This is a genomic window from Mycobacterium sp. UM_11 (genome assembly GCF_001414075.1).
Classification (GTDB): domain Bacteria; phylum Actinomycetota; class Actinomycetes; order Mycobacteriales; family Mycobacteriaceae; genus Mycobacterium.
This window is the reverse complement of sequence record NZ_LATC01000102.1, coordinates 1-16604: the sequence shown is the minus strand read 5'-3', so window position 1 is coordinate 16604 and position 16604 is coordinate 1. Positions and strand designations below refer to the sequence as shown.

The 16604-nt window shown below is 68.9% G+C and carries 19 protein-coding genes; 2 read left to right on the top strand and 17 right to left on the bottom strand.

Annotated features, from left to right (window positions below; all coding sequences use genetic code 11):
• Both WU80_RS20455 and WU80_RS20450 read right to left on the bottom strand, forming a co-directional pair.
• The coding region (locus WU80_RS20455; protein WP_197286001.1) for a helix-turn-helix transcriptional regulator at positions 1–202 on the bottom strand (202 nt) is incomplete at its 3' end.
• A 94-nt stretch (positions 203–296) separates the two neighbouring features.
• The gene (locus WU80_RS20450) at positions 297–1067 is read right to left on the bottom strand and encodes an alpha/beta fold hydrolase (RefSeq protein ID WP_055399802.1); all 771 of its coding nucleotides are present in this window, start codon (positions 1065–1067) and stop codon (positions 297–299) included.
• 63 nt (positions 1068–1130) lie between these two features.
• On the opposite strand from WU80_RS20450, the gene mhuD reads away from it, so the two are divergent.
• Together mhuD and WU80_RS20440 are read left to right on the top strand one after the other, a co-directional pair.
• Positions 1131–1451 carry a mycobilin-forming heme oxygenase MhuD gene (gene mhuD / locus WU80_RS20445; protein WP_055399804.1) on the top strand — a complete coding sequence of 107 codons (321 nt, stop codon included), beginning with the start codon at positions 1131–1133 and terminating at the stop codon, positions 1449–1451.
• Positions 1426–2790, top strand: a complete 1365-nt coding sequence (locus WU80_RS20440) for a serine hydrolase (protein ID WP_055399806.1) — start codon at positions 1426–1428, stop codon at positions 2788–2790. The genes mhuD and WU80_RS20440 overlap by 26 nt, the downstream gene beginning before the upstream one ends.
• Before the next feature lie 9 nt (positions 2791–2799).
• Here WU80_RS20440 and WU80_RS20435 read toward each other — a convergent pair whose 3' ends face one another.
• From WU80_RS20435 to folK, 15 genes are all read right to left on the bottom strand, one after another.
• Positions 2800–3723, bottom strand: coding sequence for an alpha/beta fold hydrolase (locus WU80_RS20435; protein ID WP_231633874.1), 924 nt, complete (start codon positions 3721–3723; stop codon positions 2800–2802).
• 248 nt (positions 3724–3971) lie between these two features.
• Positions 3972–4502: a histidine phosphatase family protein gene (locus WU80_RS20430; protein ID WP_055399810.1), complete on the bottom strand. Its 531-nt coding sequence runs from the start codon at positions 4500–4502 to the stop codon at positions 3972–3974.
• Entirely contained in the window at positions 4499–5275 is a 777-nt protein-coding gene (locus WU80_RS20425; protein ID WP_055399811.1) for a CbtA family protein, read from the bottom strand. Before WU80_RS20425 ends, WU80_RS20430 begins: the two co-directional genes overlap by 4 nt.
• A 4-nt stretch (positions 5276–5279) precedes the next feature.
• Positions 5280–5492: a CbtB-domain containing protein gene (locus WU80_RS20420; protein WP_055399812.1), complete on the bottom strand. Its 213-nt coding sequence runs from the start codon at positions 5490–5492 to the stop codon at positions 5280–5282.
• A gap of 138 nt (positions 5493–5630) precedes the next feature.
• On the bottom strand, positions 5631–6011 hold the full coding sequence (locus WU80_RS20415) for a YbjQ family protein (protein ID WP_055399813.1): 381 nt from the start codon (positions 6009–6011) through the stop codon (positions 5631–5633).
• Between the two features lie 71 nt (positions 6012–6082).
• Entirely contained in the window at positions 6083–8617 is a 2535-nt protein-coding gene (gene clpC1 / locus WU80_RS20410) for an ATP-dependent protease ATP-binding subunit ClpC (protein WP_055399815.1), read from the bottom strand.
• 312 nt (positions 8618–8929) lie between these two features.
• Positions 8930–9268 (bottom strand): histone-like nucleoid-structuring protein Lsr2, encoded by a 339-nt coding sequence (gene lsr2, locus WU80_RS20405; protein WP_003875617.1) that lies wholly within the window; start codon positions 9266–9268, stop codon positions 8930–8932.
• A 124-nt stretch (positions 9269–9392) separates the two neighbouring features.
• Positions 9393–10904 carry a lysine--tRNA ligase gene (gene lysS, locus WU80_RS20400; RefSeq protein ID WP_055399816.1) on the bottom strand — a complete coding sequence of 504 codons (1512 nt, stop codon included), beginning with the start codon at positions 10902–10904 and terminating at the stop codon, positions 9393–9395.
• Between the two features lie 120 nt (positions 10905–11024).
• Positions 11025–11840 carry a type III pantothenate kinase gene (locus tag WU80_RS20395; protein WP_055399817.1) on the bottom strand — a complete coding sequence of 272 codons (816 nt, stop codon included), beginning with the start codon at positions 11838–11840 and terminating at the stop codon, positions 11025–11027.
• 2 nt (positions 11841–11842) lie between these two features.
• Positions 11843–12262: an aspartate 1-decarboxylase gene (panD, locus tag WU80_RS20390; RefSeq protein ID WP_055399819.1), complete on the bottom strand. Its 420-nt coding sequence runs from the start codon at positions 12260–12262 to the stop codon at positions 11843–11845.
• The gene (gene panC, locus WU80_RS20385; RefSeq protein ID WP_055399821.1) at positions 12262–13191 is read right to left on the bottom strand and encodes a pantoate--beta-alanine ligase; all 930 of its coding nucleotides are present in this window, start codon (positions 13189–13191) and stop codon (positions 12262–12264) included. Before panC ends, panD begins: the two co-directional genes overlap by 1 nt.
• Positions 13188–14099 (bottom strand): Rossmann-like and DUF2520 domain-containing protein, encoded by a 912-nt coding sequence (locus WU80_RS20380; RefSeq protein ID WP_055399823.1) that lies wholly within the window; start codon positions 14097–14099, stop codon positions 13188–13190. Before WU80_RS20380 ends, panC begins: the two co-directional genes overlap by 4 nt.
• Before the next feature lie 128 nt (positions 14100–14227).
• Positions 14228–15583, bottom strand: a complete 1356-nt coding sequence (locus tag WU80_RS20375; RefSeq protein ID WP_055399824.1) for a DUF6779 domain-containing protein — start codon at positions 15581–15583, stop codon at positions 14228–14230.
• 85 nt (positions 15584–15668) lie between these two features.
• The gene (locus WU80_RS20370) at positions 15669–16145 is read right to left on the bottom strand and encodes a DUF3180 domain-containing protein (RefSeq protein WP_055399825.1); all 477 of its coding nucleotides are present in this window, start codon (positions 16143–16145) and stop codon (positions 15669–15671) included.
• The coding region (folK, locus tag WU80_RS20365; protein ID WP_055405821.1) for a 2-amino-4-hydroxy-6-hydroxymethyldihydropteridine diphosphokinase at positions 16145–16604 on the bottom strand (460 nt) is incomplete at its 5' end. The genes folK and WU80_RS20370, both read right to left, overlap by 1 nt.

The following is a 16604-nucleotide window of genomic DNA, read 5'->3' as shown; positions in this document are numbered from 1 at the left end:
ATGTGTATAAGAGACAGACACCGGCTCGGCGCAGGACACCGAGCTGCTGCGAAAGGTTCGACGCCTCGAGCCCCACCTCGGGCAACAACTCGGCGACCGACTTCTCGCCCGTCACGAGCAACTCCAGAATCCTGATCCGTGCGGGGTGCCCCAGCGTCTTGAAGAACTCCGCCTTGAGCTGGTACAGCGGCTCCGCCACGATAGGTCTCCTGAAGGCTACAAAGTTTCTATGCTTTAGCAATTGAAGAATTTATCATATGTATCACCGGGCTTCAGCCGGGCCGGTCCGACCCGGCTCAGTCGGCGGCGGGCAGCGTCGCCAAGAATGACTCGACCGCCCGGCGGTACACCGCAGGCGCGTCGTCGTGAATCAAATGACCGGCCTCCGGCACGTGCAAATAGGTTGTGGTGGAGTTGATTTCGGCCATTTGTCGCATCTGCCCCGGCGGGGTCACGGAGTTGCCGGCCTCGATGAGCAACGCGGGCACGCGCACCGCCCGCCACTGCTCCCAGTAGTCACGGGTGCCCCATTCGGCGGCGATCTCGATCCAGCGCGCGGTGTCACCGTGCAGGCGCCAACCGGTAGGGGTGCGGTCGAACGCCTCCAGAAAATACTGCCCCGCGACGGGCCCGAACTCGTCGAATACCCGCTGCGCGGAATCGAATTCGACCGGAAGCGCGTGCAGCCACGGCTCCCATGGGCCGGTGGTGCGGCCGCGGAAGTCCGGGGCCATGTCCTCGACCACCAGCGCCGAAACCAGCTCCGGACGATGGGCGGCCAGACACCACGCGTGCAGGCCGCCCATCGAGTGTCCGATCAGCGTGGCCGGCGTTCGCAGCGTTTCCACCGCCTCGGCGAGGTCGGCGACGAACCGCTCGGTGCTGATCGGGTGCGGGTCGTCGACCCCGCGGCCCCGATGCCACAACGCGTCGTAGGTGTATACCCTGCCCAGCGCGGCCAGCCAGGGCAGCTGCCGCGACCAGGTGCTGCCCCGCCCCATCAGGCCGTGCACCAGCACCAACGGCTCGCCTTGCCCCCCGCGGCAAGTCAGCAGATCACCGGGCATGTCACCATCCTGCGTGCCCCGCCCTGCAGTCGGACAGGACGGGCGAAGGGGTAGCCTAGCGGCATGTCGCCAGTGGTGAAGATCAACGCAATCGAAGTACCCGCCGACGCCGGGCCAGAGCTGGAAAAGCGGTTCGCGCACCGGGCGCACGCGGTCGACAACCAGCCGGGCTTCCTCGGGTTTCAGCTGCTGCGCCCGATCAAGGGCGAGGACCGCTACTTCGTCGTGACGCAGTGGGAATCCGAAGAGGCGTTTCAGGCGTGGGCGCAGGGGCCCGCCATCGCGGCGCACGCCGGCGAGCGGGCCAACCCGGTGGCGACCGGGGCCACGCTGTTGGAATTCGAGGTTGTGATGGACGTTGCCGGCAACAAGCAGGCTGGCTAGCGGGTTCTCGGCCCGACGCCGCGTGGTGGCGTTGAGCGCCGCCACCGCACTGGTAGTCACGTTCGCGCCCGGTTGCACCTCGTCCCCGTCACCGCAGGCGAACGCCGCGAATCCGGGCCGGCAGATCGACGTCCGGACGCCGCCGGGCATCCGGGCGCAGCAGACGCTGGACATGCTCAACTCGGACTGGCCCATCGGCCCGGTCGGCGTCGGCACGCTGGCCGCGCCCGACATGGTCAAGCCGGTGGAGAACACCATGGAGGCGCTGTGGTGGGACCGCCCGTTCACCCTCGACGGCGTCGATCTGGGCGCCAACGTGGCCACGTTGCACCTGACGTCGTCCTACGGTGCGCGACAAGACATCCGGATCCACACCGACGACGGCGGATGGGTGGATCGGTTCGAGCTGGAGACCCAGGCGCCGAAGATCAACTCGTGGCGCGACATCGATGCGGTGTTGAGCAAGACGGGCGCCCGCTATTCCTATCAGGTGGCCAGGGTCGACGACGGGCGTTGCGACCCGGTTGCGGGCACCAACACCGGTGAATCCCTGCCGCTGGCATCGATTTTCAAGCTCTACGTGCTGCACGCCCTGGCGGGCGCCATCAAGGATGGGACCGTCTCCTGGGACGATCAGCTGACCGTCACCGACAAGAGCCGCGCGGTGGGCTCGTCCGGTCTGGCGCTGCCCGCCGGAGCCCAGGTCTCGGTCCGGACGGCCGCCGAGAAGATGATCGCGACCAGTGACAACATGGCGACCGACCTGCTGATCGGAAAGCTCGGCACCCACGCCATCGAGCAGGCGCTCGCCACGGCGGGCCACCACGACCCGGCCAGCATGACGCCGTTCCCCACGATGTACGAGCTGTTCTCGATCGGCTGGGGCAAGCCGGACCTGCGCACCCAATGGCAGCACGGGTCACCGCAAACGCGCGCCCAGCTGTTGGCGCAGGCGAATTCGACTCCGTACGAGCCGGATCCGACTCGCGCCCACACCCCGGCGTCGTCCTATGGCGCGGAGTGGTACGGCAACGCCGAGGACATCTGCCGCATTCACACGGCGCTGCAGGCCGACGCCGTCGGCAAGGCCGCACCGGTGAAACAGATCCTGTCGGCGGTGTCGGGTATCGCGCTGGACCGCAACGTCTGGCCGTACATCGGCGCGAAAGCCGGTGGCCTGCCGGGTGATCTGACCTTCAGCTGGTACGCCGTCGATAAGACGCAGCAGCCGTACGTGGTCAGCTTCCAGCTCAACTGGCCCCGCGATCACGGGCCTAACGTGACCGGTTGGATGCTGCAAATCGCCAAGCAGGCCTTCGCGCTGATCGCCCCGCGCTGATCGTCACCGCTAGCCAGCTTGGGATACTGGCGACAACGATCCCACGACAGCGACGAGTGCGTCGGCACCTTCCCAATTGAGCAGATGGCCGGCGTCCGGCACCGTGACGAGCCGCGCGCCGGGTATTCCGGCGGCGAGCCGTTGCGAATGTACCGGTGGGGTGCTGCGATCGGCTGAACCGACCATGACGACCGTCGGAATCGAAATCTCCCCCAAGCGGGGGTAACGGTCCTCACGTCCGAACGCGCGCAGGATCGGCGTGAGGGGCCCATGCTCGCGCATGTGTCTGTCGAAGAACTCGATGAACACCGAAATCATTGCCGGAGAGGGGTTTTTGCCGCACTGGGCCGCGCCGAAAAGCGCACCGCCGACCCGCGTTCGCACCAGCCAGCCCATGAGCCCCGACTCCATCAGCGGGATCTGCAGCCTGTTCTGCGGCGCGCCGTCGTGAATCCGGCCCGCCCAGGTCGCGAACAACACCAACCCGCGCAGACGGCCTGCGACGTCCTCGTGGTCGAGCACCGCGCGGACCGCGATGAAGCCGCCCATGGAGTGGGCCACCAGCACGCCGTCCTCGATGCCGAAGTACCGCAGGACCGCCGCGTAGTCTTCGGCCATGGGCGCGGACCCCACGCCCGCCGAACCGAGCGTCGAGCTACCGTGTCCCCGTTGATCGAAGGCGATGAGGCGGTAGGCCCGAGCCGCCAACTGATCCCAGACGATATTCCACTCACCCAGCGTGCCGCCGTAGCCGTGCGCGAAAACGACCGCGGGACCCTCGCCGGCGGTGATGGCGCGCAGCACCGTCCCGTCGGGACGACCGATGAAGTGTTGCTCGCCTTCCTGCTCGGTGGCGAGGCGCTCACGAGGAAAGGGATCGGGATTGTTCTCGATTCCCGCGACGACCGATAGGGCGGCATAGCGGGCGGCCAACGCGAGTACCCCGAACAGCGTCGCGACGCCGGCCGGCTTCGTCAGGGCGCGTGGGATCATAGGGCCCTCTCCTCGCTTACAACCCGGAGACTGTCCCCGGAACTATACGGAGGTAGTCGCTTTCAGCGCCCTATTCGGCCACGGGCAGAGCGGGCTAGTTGTTCGTCGGCCACAGAGTCGGGCGAGCGGTCGAGGACATGGGGCCATCATCGCAGGGGGGTACGACAAGTTTCGAAAGCCCGATCCGCTCACAGCCGCAGCGTCCAGCGGCCGTCGCGCAGGTGCATGACGGTATGACTGACGGGCGCAATGTCGATGCGCCAGAACGATTTCGGCGGGGCCGCCAAGGCGAGCAGGATCGCCGCCCGGATGACCGCGGGATGCGTCACCGCCACGGTCGGCTGGCTCACCGACTTCAGCCATCCCGCCACCCGTTCGATCAGATCGACGATCGACTCACCGCCGTGCGGCGCCCCGTCGGGATCCGTCAGCCACGCCTCGAGGTCCCGCGGGTCGATCGCCTCCCACGCTTGCCCGCACCATGCCCCGCAATCGATGTCGGCCAGCCGGGGCTCGACGCCGGCGGCCAACCCCAGCAGCTCTGCGGTTTCGCATGCGCGCCGCTCGGGCGCGGCGAGGTGCTTCTTGGGTTTGAGGCCAACCTTTTTCACCTGCCCACGTCCGACGTCGCTGAGCGGTTCGTCGAGCGGAAATCGACCGGCAGCCATGGCGTCGGTCATCGCGTGCGACACCATCGTCAGCCGCACGACACCGGTCACGCGTTGATGCTCGGCGCGCGCTCCCCGAGAACCCGGCCGGCGAGCGCCCCGAACAGTACGCCGATGCTCGCCCACAGCACCACCTGCGTCGCCAGCGACACCAGCCTGAATTCGTAGAGGACGTCGGCGGGGAAGCCCGGATAGACGATCGCGCCCGACGCGTCGCGCAGCGGGCCGGGTGTCTCGTCCACGCCCGGCAGCGCCACCATCACCACCGCAACCGCCGCGACATAGGCGCCGGCGGCGAGCAGCCGCCCGTTCCACGCCCCGAACCGGGCGGTCAGTGACCGCGCCAGCCAGACCGCGGCGATGGCGAGGGCCACCGACGCCAGCACCATCACCAGAAACCAGGCGGTGCGCGCCCCGATCGTGTCCGCCTGGCCCACCGCCGGCGGGTTCGGCGGATACTTCACGAACGGCACCAGGTACACGGCGACGAACGCGGCCGCCGCGAGCAGCAGCGAAAGCGCGCGCGCCCCAACGGTTGTCACGCGCGCCGCAACCACACAGAACAGCACGGCGAACAGCGCGCCCATCGCCACACCGAAGATCAGCACCCCGAAACCCAGGCCGGCGTTGGACTGCACCCCGCGGCTGAACAACTCGGCGCCGTGCTCGTGCACGCCGTGAGCGTTCTCGGCGTCGGTTCGGCCGTCCTCGAAAGCGATCGCGCGACCGATCGCCGGCTCGGCGCACAGGCGGGCGAAGGCGAACGCCAACACCGCCCCGAACGCACCGGCCAGCAGGCCGCGTCCGATCAGACGCTTCTCCACGCGATCAGTGGCAGGGGAAGCCGAGCAGGTGCCGCGCGTCGTGCACGAACTCGTGCACGTGCGAGTCGGCGCCGAACAGCGACACCGCGCCCTGATCCACGCCCACGAAGTACAGCGCCAACAGCGCGAGGAAGGCGGTTGCCGCCAACCAGACCGCGGCGCTGGCCGCCGACAGGTCAACTTGGGCACGGGCGCCGGGCAGCTGAGGATTGGACACATCGACTCCTTCCGGGGATAACCGCGTCCCCGCTGGTGATGACGGGCGATGGGTCTGACTATCTACAGTGGCGCGACCGTTCTGGACTTTCACCAGATTCCGTTGCCCGTCAGGACGAACGTCAGTCTAAACCGCCGCTCACTGCTGTGGGGGCGGGGAGCCGTAACCCAGTTGGCCGGCCGTGTATTTGGCGGCCTCGGTGACCGGGGTGGCCTGAACCGCCGTGCCGTAGGCGCAGATCTCGGTCCACACGTCACCGATTTCGGTGGTGTCGAATCGCATGGCGACGATCGCGTTGCCGCCGCGATTGCGCGCCTCGACGATCAGCCGGCCCATCGCCTCGTTGCGGCTCTCGGCCAGGTTCTTGGTCATGCCGGCCAGCTCGCCGCCGAACATGGCCTTGAAGCCGGCGCCCATCTGGGAGAACGCGTTGCGCGAGCGGACGGTCAGCCCGAACACTTCGCCGCAGACGCGCTGGATCTCCCACCCGGGGAGGTCGTTGGTGGTGACGATCAGCACGGCGGGCCTCCTGGTCACAGCGAAAACGGGCGGTTAGTCCCGTGAGACTAACCGCCCGTTTTCGGTAACCGCTAGGGCGTTTCCGGAGCCGCGTGTGCTCCGGCCTTCGCCAGGTCCGGCTCGGCCGGCGGCTTGCGCGTCCCGGTGAAGGTGAACACCGCGTCCTCGCCGGCGCTCTCGCCGTCCCAGTTGTCCACGTCGACCGTGACGATCTGGCCCGGCCCGACCTCCTCGAAGAGGATCTTCTCGGACAGCTGGTCCTCGATCTCGCGCTGGATGGTGCGCCGCAACGGGCGGGCACCCAGCACCGGGTCGAAGCCGCGCTTGGCCAGCAACGCCTTCGCCTTGTCGGTCAGCTCGAGGGCCATGTCCTTGGCCTTGAGCTGCTTGCCGACGCGCTCGACCATCAGGTCGACCATCCGGATGATCTCGTCGCGAGTCAGCTGGTGGAAGACGATGATGTCGTCGATGCGGTTGAGGAACTCCGGGCGGAAGTGCTTCTTCAGCTCGTCGTTGACCTTCTGCTTCATCCGCTCGTAGTTGTTCTCACCGCCACCCTGGGTGAAGCCCAGGCCGACCGGCTTGGAGATGTCGGACGTGCCGAGGTTCGAGGTGAAGATCAGCACGGTGTTCTTGAAGTCCACCGTGCGGCCCTGCCCGTCGGTGAGCCGGCCGTCCTCGAGGACCTGCAACAGGCTGTTGTAGATCTCCTGGTGGGCCTTCTCGATCTCGTCGAACAGCACCACGGAGAACGGCTTGCGGCGCACCTTCTCGGTGAGCTGGCCGCCCTCCTCGTAGCCGACGTATCCCGGCGGGGCGCCGAACAACCGCGACGCGGTGAACCGGTCGTGGAACTCGCCCATGTCGATCTGGATGAGCGCGTCGTCGTCGCCGAACAGGAAGTTGGCCAGCGCCTTCGACAGCTCGGTCTTACCGACACCGGACGGGCCGGCGAAGATGAACGAGCCCGACGGGCGCTTGGGGTCCTTCAACCCGGCGCGGGTGCGGCGGATCGCCTTGGAGACGGCCTTGACGGCGTCCTCCTGGCCGATGATCCGCTTGTGCAGCTCGTCCTCCATGCGCAGCAACCGCGTGGTCTCGGCCTCCGTCAGCTTGAACACCGGGATGCCGGTCCAGTTGCCCAGCACCTCGGCGATCTGCTCGTCGTCGACCTCGGCGACCACGTCGAGATCGCCGGAGCGCCACTGCTTTTCGCGCTCGGCCCGCTGGGCGACCAGGGTCTTCTCCCGGTCGCGCAGGCTGGCGGCCTTCTCGAAGTCCTGAGCGTCGATCGCGGACTCCTTTTCGCGGCGCGCGTCGGCGATCTTCTCGTCGAACTCACGCAGGTCTGGCGGCGCGGTCATCCGGCGGATCCGCATCCGGGCGCCCGCCTCGTCGATCAGGTCGATCGCCTTGTCGGGCAGGAACCGGTCGTTGATGTAGCGGTCGGCCAGGGTGGCGGCGGCCACCAACGCCGCGTCGGAGATCGACACCCGGTGGTGCGCCTCGTAGCGGTCGCGCAGGCCCTTGAGGATCTCGATGGTGTGCTCCACCGTCGGCTCCCCCACCTGGACCGGCTGGAAGCGGCGCTCCAGGGCGGCGTCCTTCTCGATGTACTTGCGGTACTCGTCGAGTGTGGTCGCGCCGATGGTCTGCAGCTCGCCGCGGGCCAGCTTGGGCTTGAGGATGCTCGCGGCGTCGATCGCGCCCTCGGCGGCCCCGGCACCGACGAGCGTGTGCAGCTCGTCGATGAACAGGATGATGTCGCCGCGGGTGTTGATCTCCTTGAGCACCTTCTTCAGCCGCTCCTCGAAGTCACCGCGGTAGCGCGAGCCGGCCACGAGCGAGCCAAGGTCAAGCGTGTAGAGCTGCTTGTCCTTTAGCGTCTCCGGCACCTGACCGTGCACGATCGCCTGCGCCAGGCCCTCGACGACGGCGGTCTTGCCGACGCCGGGCTCGCCGATCAGCACCGGGTTGTTCTTGGTGCGGCGGCTGAGCACCTGCATGACCCGCTCGATTTCCTTCTCGCGGCCGATGACCGGGTCGAGCTTGCCCTCCATCGCGGCGGCCGTCAGGTTGCGCCCGAACTGGTCGAGCACCAACGAGGTGGACGGGCCGCCCGATTCGCCGCCTCGGCCACCGGTGCCGGCCTCCGCGGCCTCCTTGCCCTGGTAGCCGCTGAGCAGCTGGATGACCTGCTGGCGCACCCGGGTCAGTTCGGCGCCGAGCTTCACCAGGACCTGGGCGGCCACGCCCTCGCCCTCGCGGATCAGGCCCAGCAGGATGTGCTCGGTGCCGATGTAGTTGTGGCCGAGCTGCAGCGCCTCACGCAGGCTCAGCTCGAGAACCTTCTTGGCGCGCGGGGTGAAGGGGATGTGGCCCGACGGCGCCTGCTGGCCCTGGCCGATGATCTCCTCGACCTGGCTGCGAACGCCCTCCAGCGAAATGCCCAAGGACTCCAGCGACTTCGCCGCGACGCCCTCGCCCTCGTGAATCAGACCCAACAGGATGTGCTCGGTGCCGATGTAGTTGTGGTTGAGCATCCGGGCCTCTTCTTGCGCCAGGACGACGACCCTGCGGGCACGGTCGGTAAATCGTTCAAACATCGCCTGCTACCTGCTCTCCCTCACATCGGTACAAGCCTGTTAGTGGCCCACCGGCCCCCGTTGGGGCCGACTCGCGTACCTGCCATCCACTGTAATGGTCGGTCTGCCAGGGGGCATAACCTTGCGGTCCCTTGCTGTTCAAGGCCCGCCGGCCCGTCTCGGGCAATCTCCCCTGTGATTACAGCGCCGTACTTGGAGCAACGTGGCCGGGCGCCAATTGGTTTCCTTCGGTCGCGGCTGATTCTTTCGCGGCCAGCGAACGACAAACCGGCGCCCAGGCCTGTGCGGCCCGGACGCCGGTGAGAGGTTTCCTTAGGTGGCCGCGTGGAAGGCGTCGATGACGTCGGCCGGGATGCGGCCGCGCGTCGACACGTTGTGGCCGTTGCGGCGGGCCCATTCGCGGATCGCCGCGCTCTGCTCACGGTCGATCGCGCCACGACCACGACCGGAGCCCGAACGCCCGCGCCGCCGCCCGCCGACCCGGCGACCGGCTTCCACCCACTGCTTCAGGTCGTTGCGGAGTTTGGCGGCATTCTTCGACGAAAGGTCAATCTCATAGGTAACCCCGTCAAGCCCGAATTCGACCGTTTCGTCGGCTGCGCCGGCACCGTCGAAATCATCGACCAAGGTGACGGTCACTTTTTTCGCCATTAGCTTATCCTCGCATTTCGTCCTGAGCAGTTGCTGAGCAGTTTGGGTGAGCCTCCCCGGGTCACCAATCTGCCATAACAACGCAGCATACTCAATCCGGCCGCGAGGCGCACAGTTGCACTTTTCAAGTGGAGTGCGGCCGAACAATCGGGAACAAAACTGTCTCTCGAATTGACAGGCCAGTCAAAGTCATCAACAACCGATCGATACCCATTCCCGTTCCGGTGCACGGGGGCATCCCATACTCGAGGGCGGCGAGAAAATCTTCGTCGAGCACCATGGCTTCGTCGTCGCCGGCCGCAGCCGCCCGCGCCTGTGCGGCGAATCTCTCCCGCTGCACCACCGGGTCGTTCAATTCGGAATACCCGGTGGCCAGTTCGACCCCGCGAATGTAAAGGTCCCACTTCTCGGTGACCCCCGGGATGCTGCGGTGCTGGCGCGTCAAAGGCGTTGTCTCGACGGGGAAGTCCCGCACGAAAGTGGGCGCGGTCAGCGTATTGCCCACCGTGTGCTCCCAGAGCTCCTCGACGAGCTTGCCGTGTCCGTAGCCCCGGTCGGTGGGCACCTCGAGCCCCAGCCGATGCGTGATGGCCCACAGCCGCTCGACCGACGTCTCGGGGGTGATCTCCTCCCCGAGCGCCGCGGACAGCGACGGGTACATTTGAATCGACGCCCATTCTCCGTCTATGTCGTAGACCATCCCGTCGGGCAGGGGTAGTTGTCTGGTTCCGATCGCCTCATCGGCGACCTCTTGAATAAGCTCGCGCGTGACGACTGCCGAATCGTCATAGGTTCCGTAGGCCTGGTAGGTCTCCAACATGGAAAATTCCGGAGAATGCGTGGAATCCGCGCCTTCGTTTCGGAAGACGCGATTAACTTCGAAGACCTTGTCGAAACCACCGACGATGCAGCGCTTGAGGAACAGTTCGGGTGCGATCCGCAGGTAGAGATCGATGTCCAGCGCATTAGAATGCGTGACGAACGGCCGCGCCGCCGCGCCGCCGGCCAGCGTCTGCAACATAGGCGTTTCGACTTCGAGAAACCCGCGCCGTTCCAGCGCGTTGCGGATCGCGCGGACCACCGCGATTCGCTGCCGCGCCACCGTGCGGGCCTGGGGCCGGACGATGAGGTCGACGTAGCGCTGCCGCACCCGCGCCTCTTCGCTCATCTCCTTGTGCGCCACCGGCAGCGGCCGCAGTGACTTGGTCGCGATCTGCCACGAATCGGCGAGTACGGACAATTCGCCTCGGCGTGAGCTGATCACGTTGCCGTGCACGTAGACGATGTCGCCGAGATCGACGTCGGCTTTCCACGCGTCCAGCGATTCCCGGCCGACCTTGTCGAGGCTGAGCATCACCTGCAGGGTGGTGCCGTCGCCCTCCTGGAGTGTCGCGAAGCACAATTTGCCGGAGTTGCGCGCGAAGATCACCCGGCCCGCGATGCCGACGACGTCGTCGGTCGCGGTGTCGATCGGCAGGTCGGGGTGCTCGGCGCGCACCTGGGCCAGCGTGTGGGTGCGTTCGATGGCGACCGGATAGGGTTCCCGACCCTCGGCCAGCAGGCGAGCGCGCTTGTCCCGGCGGATGCGGAACTGCTCGGGCAGGTCCGCGGCTGCGTCCTCGCTGGCGTCACTCACGACGTGCCAGCTTAAATGACCTCGCGGAGCGGCTCTTACCGGCGGCCCGCCGAGATTGCCGTCAGGGTCGTTGTTCCGGCCGCAACCACGACCGCTGGGGCAATCTCGTCGCAGGGATACTCAGCGCGCGGTCTTCAGCCGGCCGCGCTGGGCGTCCCGGTTGCGTTCGAACACCAGCCGCAGCCCCTGCAAGGTCAAGTGCTGGTCGTAGTGGCTGGGCGTGTGCAGCTCGGGCAGCAGCAGGGGTGCCGTGTGCCCCGTCGCCACCACGGCGACGTCGTCGCCGGCGAAGCCGTCCACGTCCTGGCGGATGCGCCCGACCAGCCCGTCGACCAGACCGGCGAAGCCGAACACCGCCCCGGCCTGCATGCATTCAACCGTGTTCTTGCCCACCACCGAACGCGGGCGGGACAACTCAACCCGGCGCAGCGCCGCGGAGCGCGCCGCGGCGGCGTCCGACGACACCTGCACGCCCGGGGCGATCGCGCCGCCGAGGAACTCCCCCTTGGCCGACACGACGTCCACGCAGATCGAGGAGCCGAAGTCGATGACGATGGCCGCGCTCTGGAATCGGTGAAAAGCGGCCAGGCAGTTGACGATCCGGTCTGCGCCCACTTCTTTCGGATTGTCCACCAGCAGCGGGATGCCGGTGCGCACGCCCGGCTCGATCAGCACGTGCGGCACCGACGGCCAGTACTGGTCGAGCATGATCCGCACCTCGTGCAGCACCGACGGGACGGTGGACAGGGCGGCGGCCCCGGTCAGCCGCTCGGAGTCGTCGCCGATCAGCCCGTCAATGGTCAGGGCCAGCTCGTCGGCGGTCACCTCGGACTCGGTCCGGATCCGCCAGTACTGCACCACCTTCGCGTGCTCTTTCGACCCGGAGATCAACCCAACGACGGTGTGGGTGTTGCGGACGTCGATCGCCAGCAGCACGGCTACCGCGCAACGATTCGGGGATCGAGTAACTCGGCGGCGTCGGCGGGCACGAACGCCGGGTCGTGGCCGAGGTCGATCGGCTTGTTGTCGGCGTCGACGAACACGATCCGCGGCTGGTACGACCGGGCCTCCGCCTCTTGCATGGTGCCGTACGCGATCAGGATCACCAGATCGCCCGGGTGCACGAGATGCGCTGCGGCGCCGTTGATTCCGATCACCCCGCTGCCGCGTTCCCCGGTGATCGCGTAGGTGACCAGGCGGGCGCCGTTGTCGATGTCGACGATGGTCACCTGCTCGCCCTCGAGGAGGTCGGCGGCGTCCATCAGGTCGGCGTCGATGGTCACCGAGCCGACGTAGTGCAGGTCGGCCTGAGTGACGGTGGCGCGGTGGATCTTCGACTTGAGCATCGTCCGTAACATCAATTCCTCCAATGTGATTGGGCGAGTCCGTCCGGCCCCACGGGTGCCGGCGAAGTTTCGATCTCGATCGCGATGTTGTCCAGCAGCCTGGTGGTGCCCAGGCGGACGGCAACGAGCAGCCTTGCGGTTCGGTTGCCCCGCAACGGGCCGAGCTCCGGGTCGCGCAACTCGAGGTAGTCGACGGTGAGGTCGGGCACCGCGTCGAGCACCGCGCGCGCCGCGTCCAGCGCGGCCCGCGGCCCGGCGTCGGCGGCGTGCGCCGCCGCCGTCAACGCCGCCGACACCGCCACGGCCGCCTCGCGCTGCGCCGGGTCGAGGTAGCGGTTACGAGACGACATGGCCAGCCCGTCGGCCTCGCGGACGGTGGGTACGCCGACCACCGTGACGTCGATGTTGAGGTCGGCGACCATCTGCCGGATCAGCACCAGCTGCTGATAGTCCTTCTCGCCGAAGAACACTCGGTCCGGGCGCACGATCTGCAGGAGTTTGCACACCACGGTCAGCACGCCGGCGAAGTGGGTCGGTCGCGGACCGCCCTCCAGGTCGGTGGCCAGCGGGCCGGGCTGCACGGTGGTGCGCAGGCCGTCGGGGTACATCGCCGCGGCCGTTGGCGCGAACACGATTTCGACGCCTTCGCCGCGCAGCAGCGCCACGTCGTCGTCCAGGGTCCTGGGGTAGGCGTCGAGGTCTTCGCCGGCGCCGAACTGGAGGGGGTTGACGAAGATCGAAACGGCCACCACCGAGCCCGGCACCCGCTTGGCCGCGCGCACCAGGGCGAGGTGACCGTCGTGCAGCGCGCCCATGGTGGGCACCAGCATCACCCGGCGGCCGGTGTGGCGCAGCGCGCGGCAGACGTCCGCGACGTCGCGCGGGCGGGAGTACACGTTGAGTTCGCCGGCGTTGAACGCGGGCGCGTTGCCGGGCCTCATCCCGCCAGGACCTCGACGACGTCGGCGGGAGCGTGGGCGCGCCGGGCCGTCCGCAGCGCGTTCACCCGGTAGGCCTGGGCCAGTTCCGGGTCGACCCGGTTGAGCGCGGCCAGATGCCCGGCGACCGCGGCGGCGTCACCGCGCGCGACGGGGCCGGTGAGCGCGGCCTGCCCGCGTTGGAGGGTGTTCTCCAGCGCGGCCCGGGCCAGCGGCCCGACGATGCGTTCGGCGATGCCGCCCGGGGAGTCGTCGACGGACTGTTGCCCGAGCAGTTCGCTGCCGCGCAGGGCCGCCCGCAACGCCTCGAGCGCGTCGGCGAGCACCGTCACGAGGTGGTTGCCCGCGTGCGCCAGGGCGGCGTGGTAGAGCACCCGCGCCTCTTCGCGCACGCAGAACGGTTCACCGCCCATTTCCAGCACGAGCGACTGCCCGATCGCGTAACCGACCTCGTCGGCCGCGGTGATCCCGAAGCAGGTGTCGGGAAGCCTGCTGATGTCCTCGTCCGATCCGGTGAACGTCATCGCCGGGTGGATCGCCAGCGGAATGCAGCCGTCCCGGGTCAACGGCTCGAGGATGCCGACACCGTTGGCGCCGGAGGTGTGGACGACGATCGTGCCCGGGCGCACCGACGAGGTCGCGGCCAAACCGGACACGAGGCCGGCCAGTTCGCTGTCCGGGACGGCCAGCAGCAGCAGCTCCGCGGCGGCGGCGACGTCCGGTGGGGGCATGACCGGGGTGTCGGGCAGCCGGCGCTGGGCGCGCTGCCGCGACGCGTGGGAGATGGCGCTGCACGCGACCACGACGTGGTCGGCGCGCTCCAGCGCGACACCGAGCGCGGTGCCCACCCGGCCGGCCGAGATGACTCCCACCTTGAGCCTGGCCGGGCGCAAACCGTCGAACTGCACCATCGCAGACGACCTCACAGATTTATTCGTTCGTTCCGGTCCCACCGCGTGGGTACCGTTCGGTCACTAAAACTGTAGTCGATCAGGGCGCCAAGCCCAATGTGAGGAAGCTCCCAGCTCAGCCGCCGCGGCTATTCACGTCTGCGGCGGCGGCCACCCTCGGACGGCTGGACCTGCAACCGCGCCAACAGCTCGGCAACCGACTGACCGCCGGTGGGCGCGCCGTCGCCCGGACTATCGGCGCCCGGCGCCAACGGGTCCCCGCCCCCGTGCCGGGGAGTGTGCTCCGGTGGTGGCGGTGGGGCCAACCGTGGCGGTAGCGGCTCGGCGGTGGGGGCCGGCGCCGGTGGCGGCGGCGGTGGCGGGGGTGTCGCCGCGGCCGGGGCGGGTGACGGCGCGTACAGCGGCTCACTCGGGGGCCCACCCGGGCGCTCGCTGGGCGGCGCGAAGTCGCGGACGCCGTAGTCGCCGTACTCCGCGGAGTGGCGCGACCGAGCCCGACGGCCGGCCTCGGCCGTCGGGCCGGCCCACGCCTCGTCGGGTTCGGAGTGCCGGGCGCGCCGCCGCCGGCCCGGCGTCTCGTCGGCGGGGGCGCCGGTCTGGTCGGAGCCGGCCCAATGGCTGCCCGGCGTTCCGGGCGGCAACCACAATCCGGACGCACCCACCGGCTGCCAACCGTGACCTTGCGGCTGGGGCTCGGGCTCGGGTTGCGGCGGGGGTGGCGGGGGTTCGAATCGCGGTTCCGGTTGCGGCGGGACGGTGACGTAGGACGGCTCCGGCTGGGCCGGCGCGGCCGGCTCCGGCGGCGGTTCGTACTGGTAGGGGGCCCGTTCGCGGTGCGGCTGGGGCTGGCGCGGCGGCAGCAGCGGTTCCTCGGGCACGTCGATGATCGCCGTCTCGTCGGCGCGGCTTTCCTGGGGGACGGAGGCCACCCGGTCGCTGGCCACCCAGTCGTAGGGCGCGTCGCGGGGGGTCTCGCCGTTGCGGTCCCACTCGCTGTACGCGCGCTCGCGCGGCGCCTCGGCCTCGGGCGTCTCCAGCGCCGGGCGCTGGGCGAGGTCGGTGTCGAACAGGATCTCCAGGCTGGTGCGCAGCGCGCTCAACTCCGCGCGCAGCTCGGCGAGGTCGTCTGCGGCCTGCGCGCGCAGCTCGGAGGCCAGCTCGCGGCGCAGCTGGGACTCCACGGTCAGCTCGTACTCGCGGCGGGCCGAGATTTCCCGATCCAGCTGCAGGTCGTACACCAGCTTCAGGTCGCGGACGCGGGACTGATCCGCGTCGCTCTGGCGGCGGTACAGCACCGAGACGAAGGCACCGGCGACTGCGGCCCACAGCGCCAGGATTACAGCGAGCTTGAGAAGTTCCACCCGATTGGTGAAAACCAATGCGGAACTGGCCCCCATCGCGAGGACCAGCAACGCGGTCAAGAGCACCCACCCCGGCCTGCGGCCGCCGCGCCGAACCCGGGCGCCGCGGGACAGAACGGTCATGGCCTGACTGTACCTGCGCGAGGTCAATCCGCGTGTCGCCCTCCTCCGGCGATTCTCGGGCGGCTTGGGGGCGGGCGTGAGCGGACTAGTTTTCCGCCCCTTCGCCGTGCTCGGTCTGATCCGGCGGCGACTTGCAGCAATGCTGCAGCCATAGCGCGGCGGCGACTAGTGCCAGCGCGCTGACGGCCGCGACCACGGTCCCGGTGGTGTCCTCGGCGGCCGCCCGCAGCCAGGACCGCCGCGGCAGGAAGTACACCAGCACGCCCACCCACCAGCCCAGCATCAACGCGCCCACCCAGGCCGACGCCTTGGCGACCACGAGGCTGCGGGCCACGGCGAGCGGATGCAGCCAGCCGGGGCCGACGCCGATCTCGCCGTCGCCGATCTTGGCCCGCACGTAGCGGGCCCACAGCGCTTCGCCGACGGCCACGGCCAGCAGCGACAGGCCGGTCCACACCGTGATGGGCGGGAACCAGCGGTACAGGGCCGTCACGAGCAGGTACCCCACCACCGCGGCGCCGACCACCGCGACCGTCAGGTCACGTTTCCTGGTTGGGCCCATCAGGTTTCCGGTTTCCGATCGGCCGCCCGCTGGAGCGTCAGGCTGGTCAACCGGACGCTGTCCCGGTCGGCCGGCTCGAGCTCGGCCAGCAGGCTCGCCACGGGCCGCGGGCCGTCGGCGAGCGTCAGTTGGGCATCCGGGTCGACGACAAGCCACGGGATCATGACGAAGGCCCGCAAATGGGCCAGCGGGTGCGGGAGTGTGAGGTTGTTCTCGCGGGAGATCACCTCCGTCTCGCCGTAGCAGGCGATCAGGTCGACGTCGAGGGTGCGCGGGCCCCAGCGCTCGCCGCGCACCCGCCCGGCCGCGCGCTCGAACTCCTGGGCCCGGCGCAGCCAGCACTGGCCGTCGCAGTCCGGGTCGTTGGCGATCAGCACCGCGTTGAGAAACGGCGCCTGGTCGACCCGGCCCCACGGGTCGGTCTCGTACACGGGGGACACCTGTCTCTTATACACATCT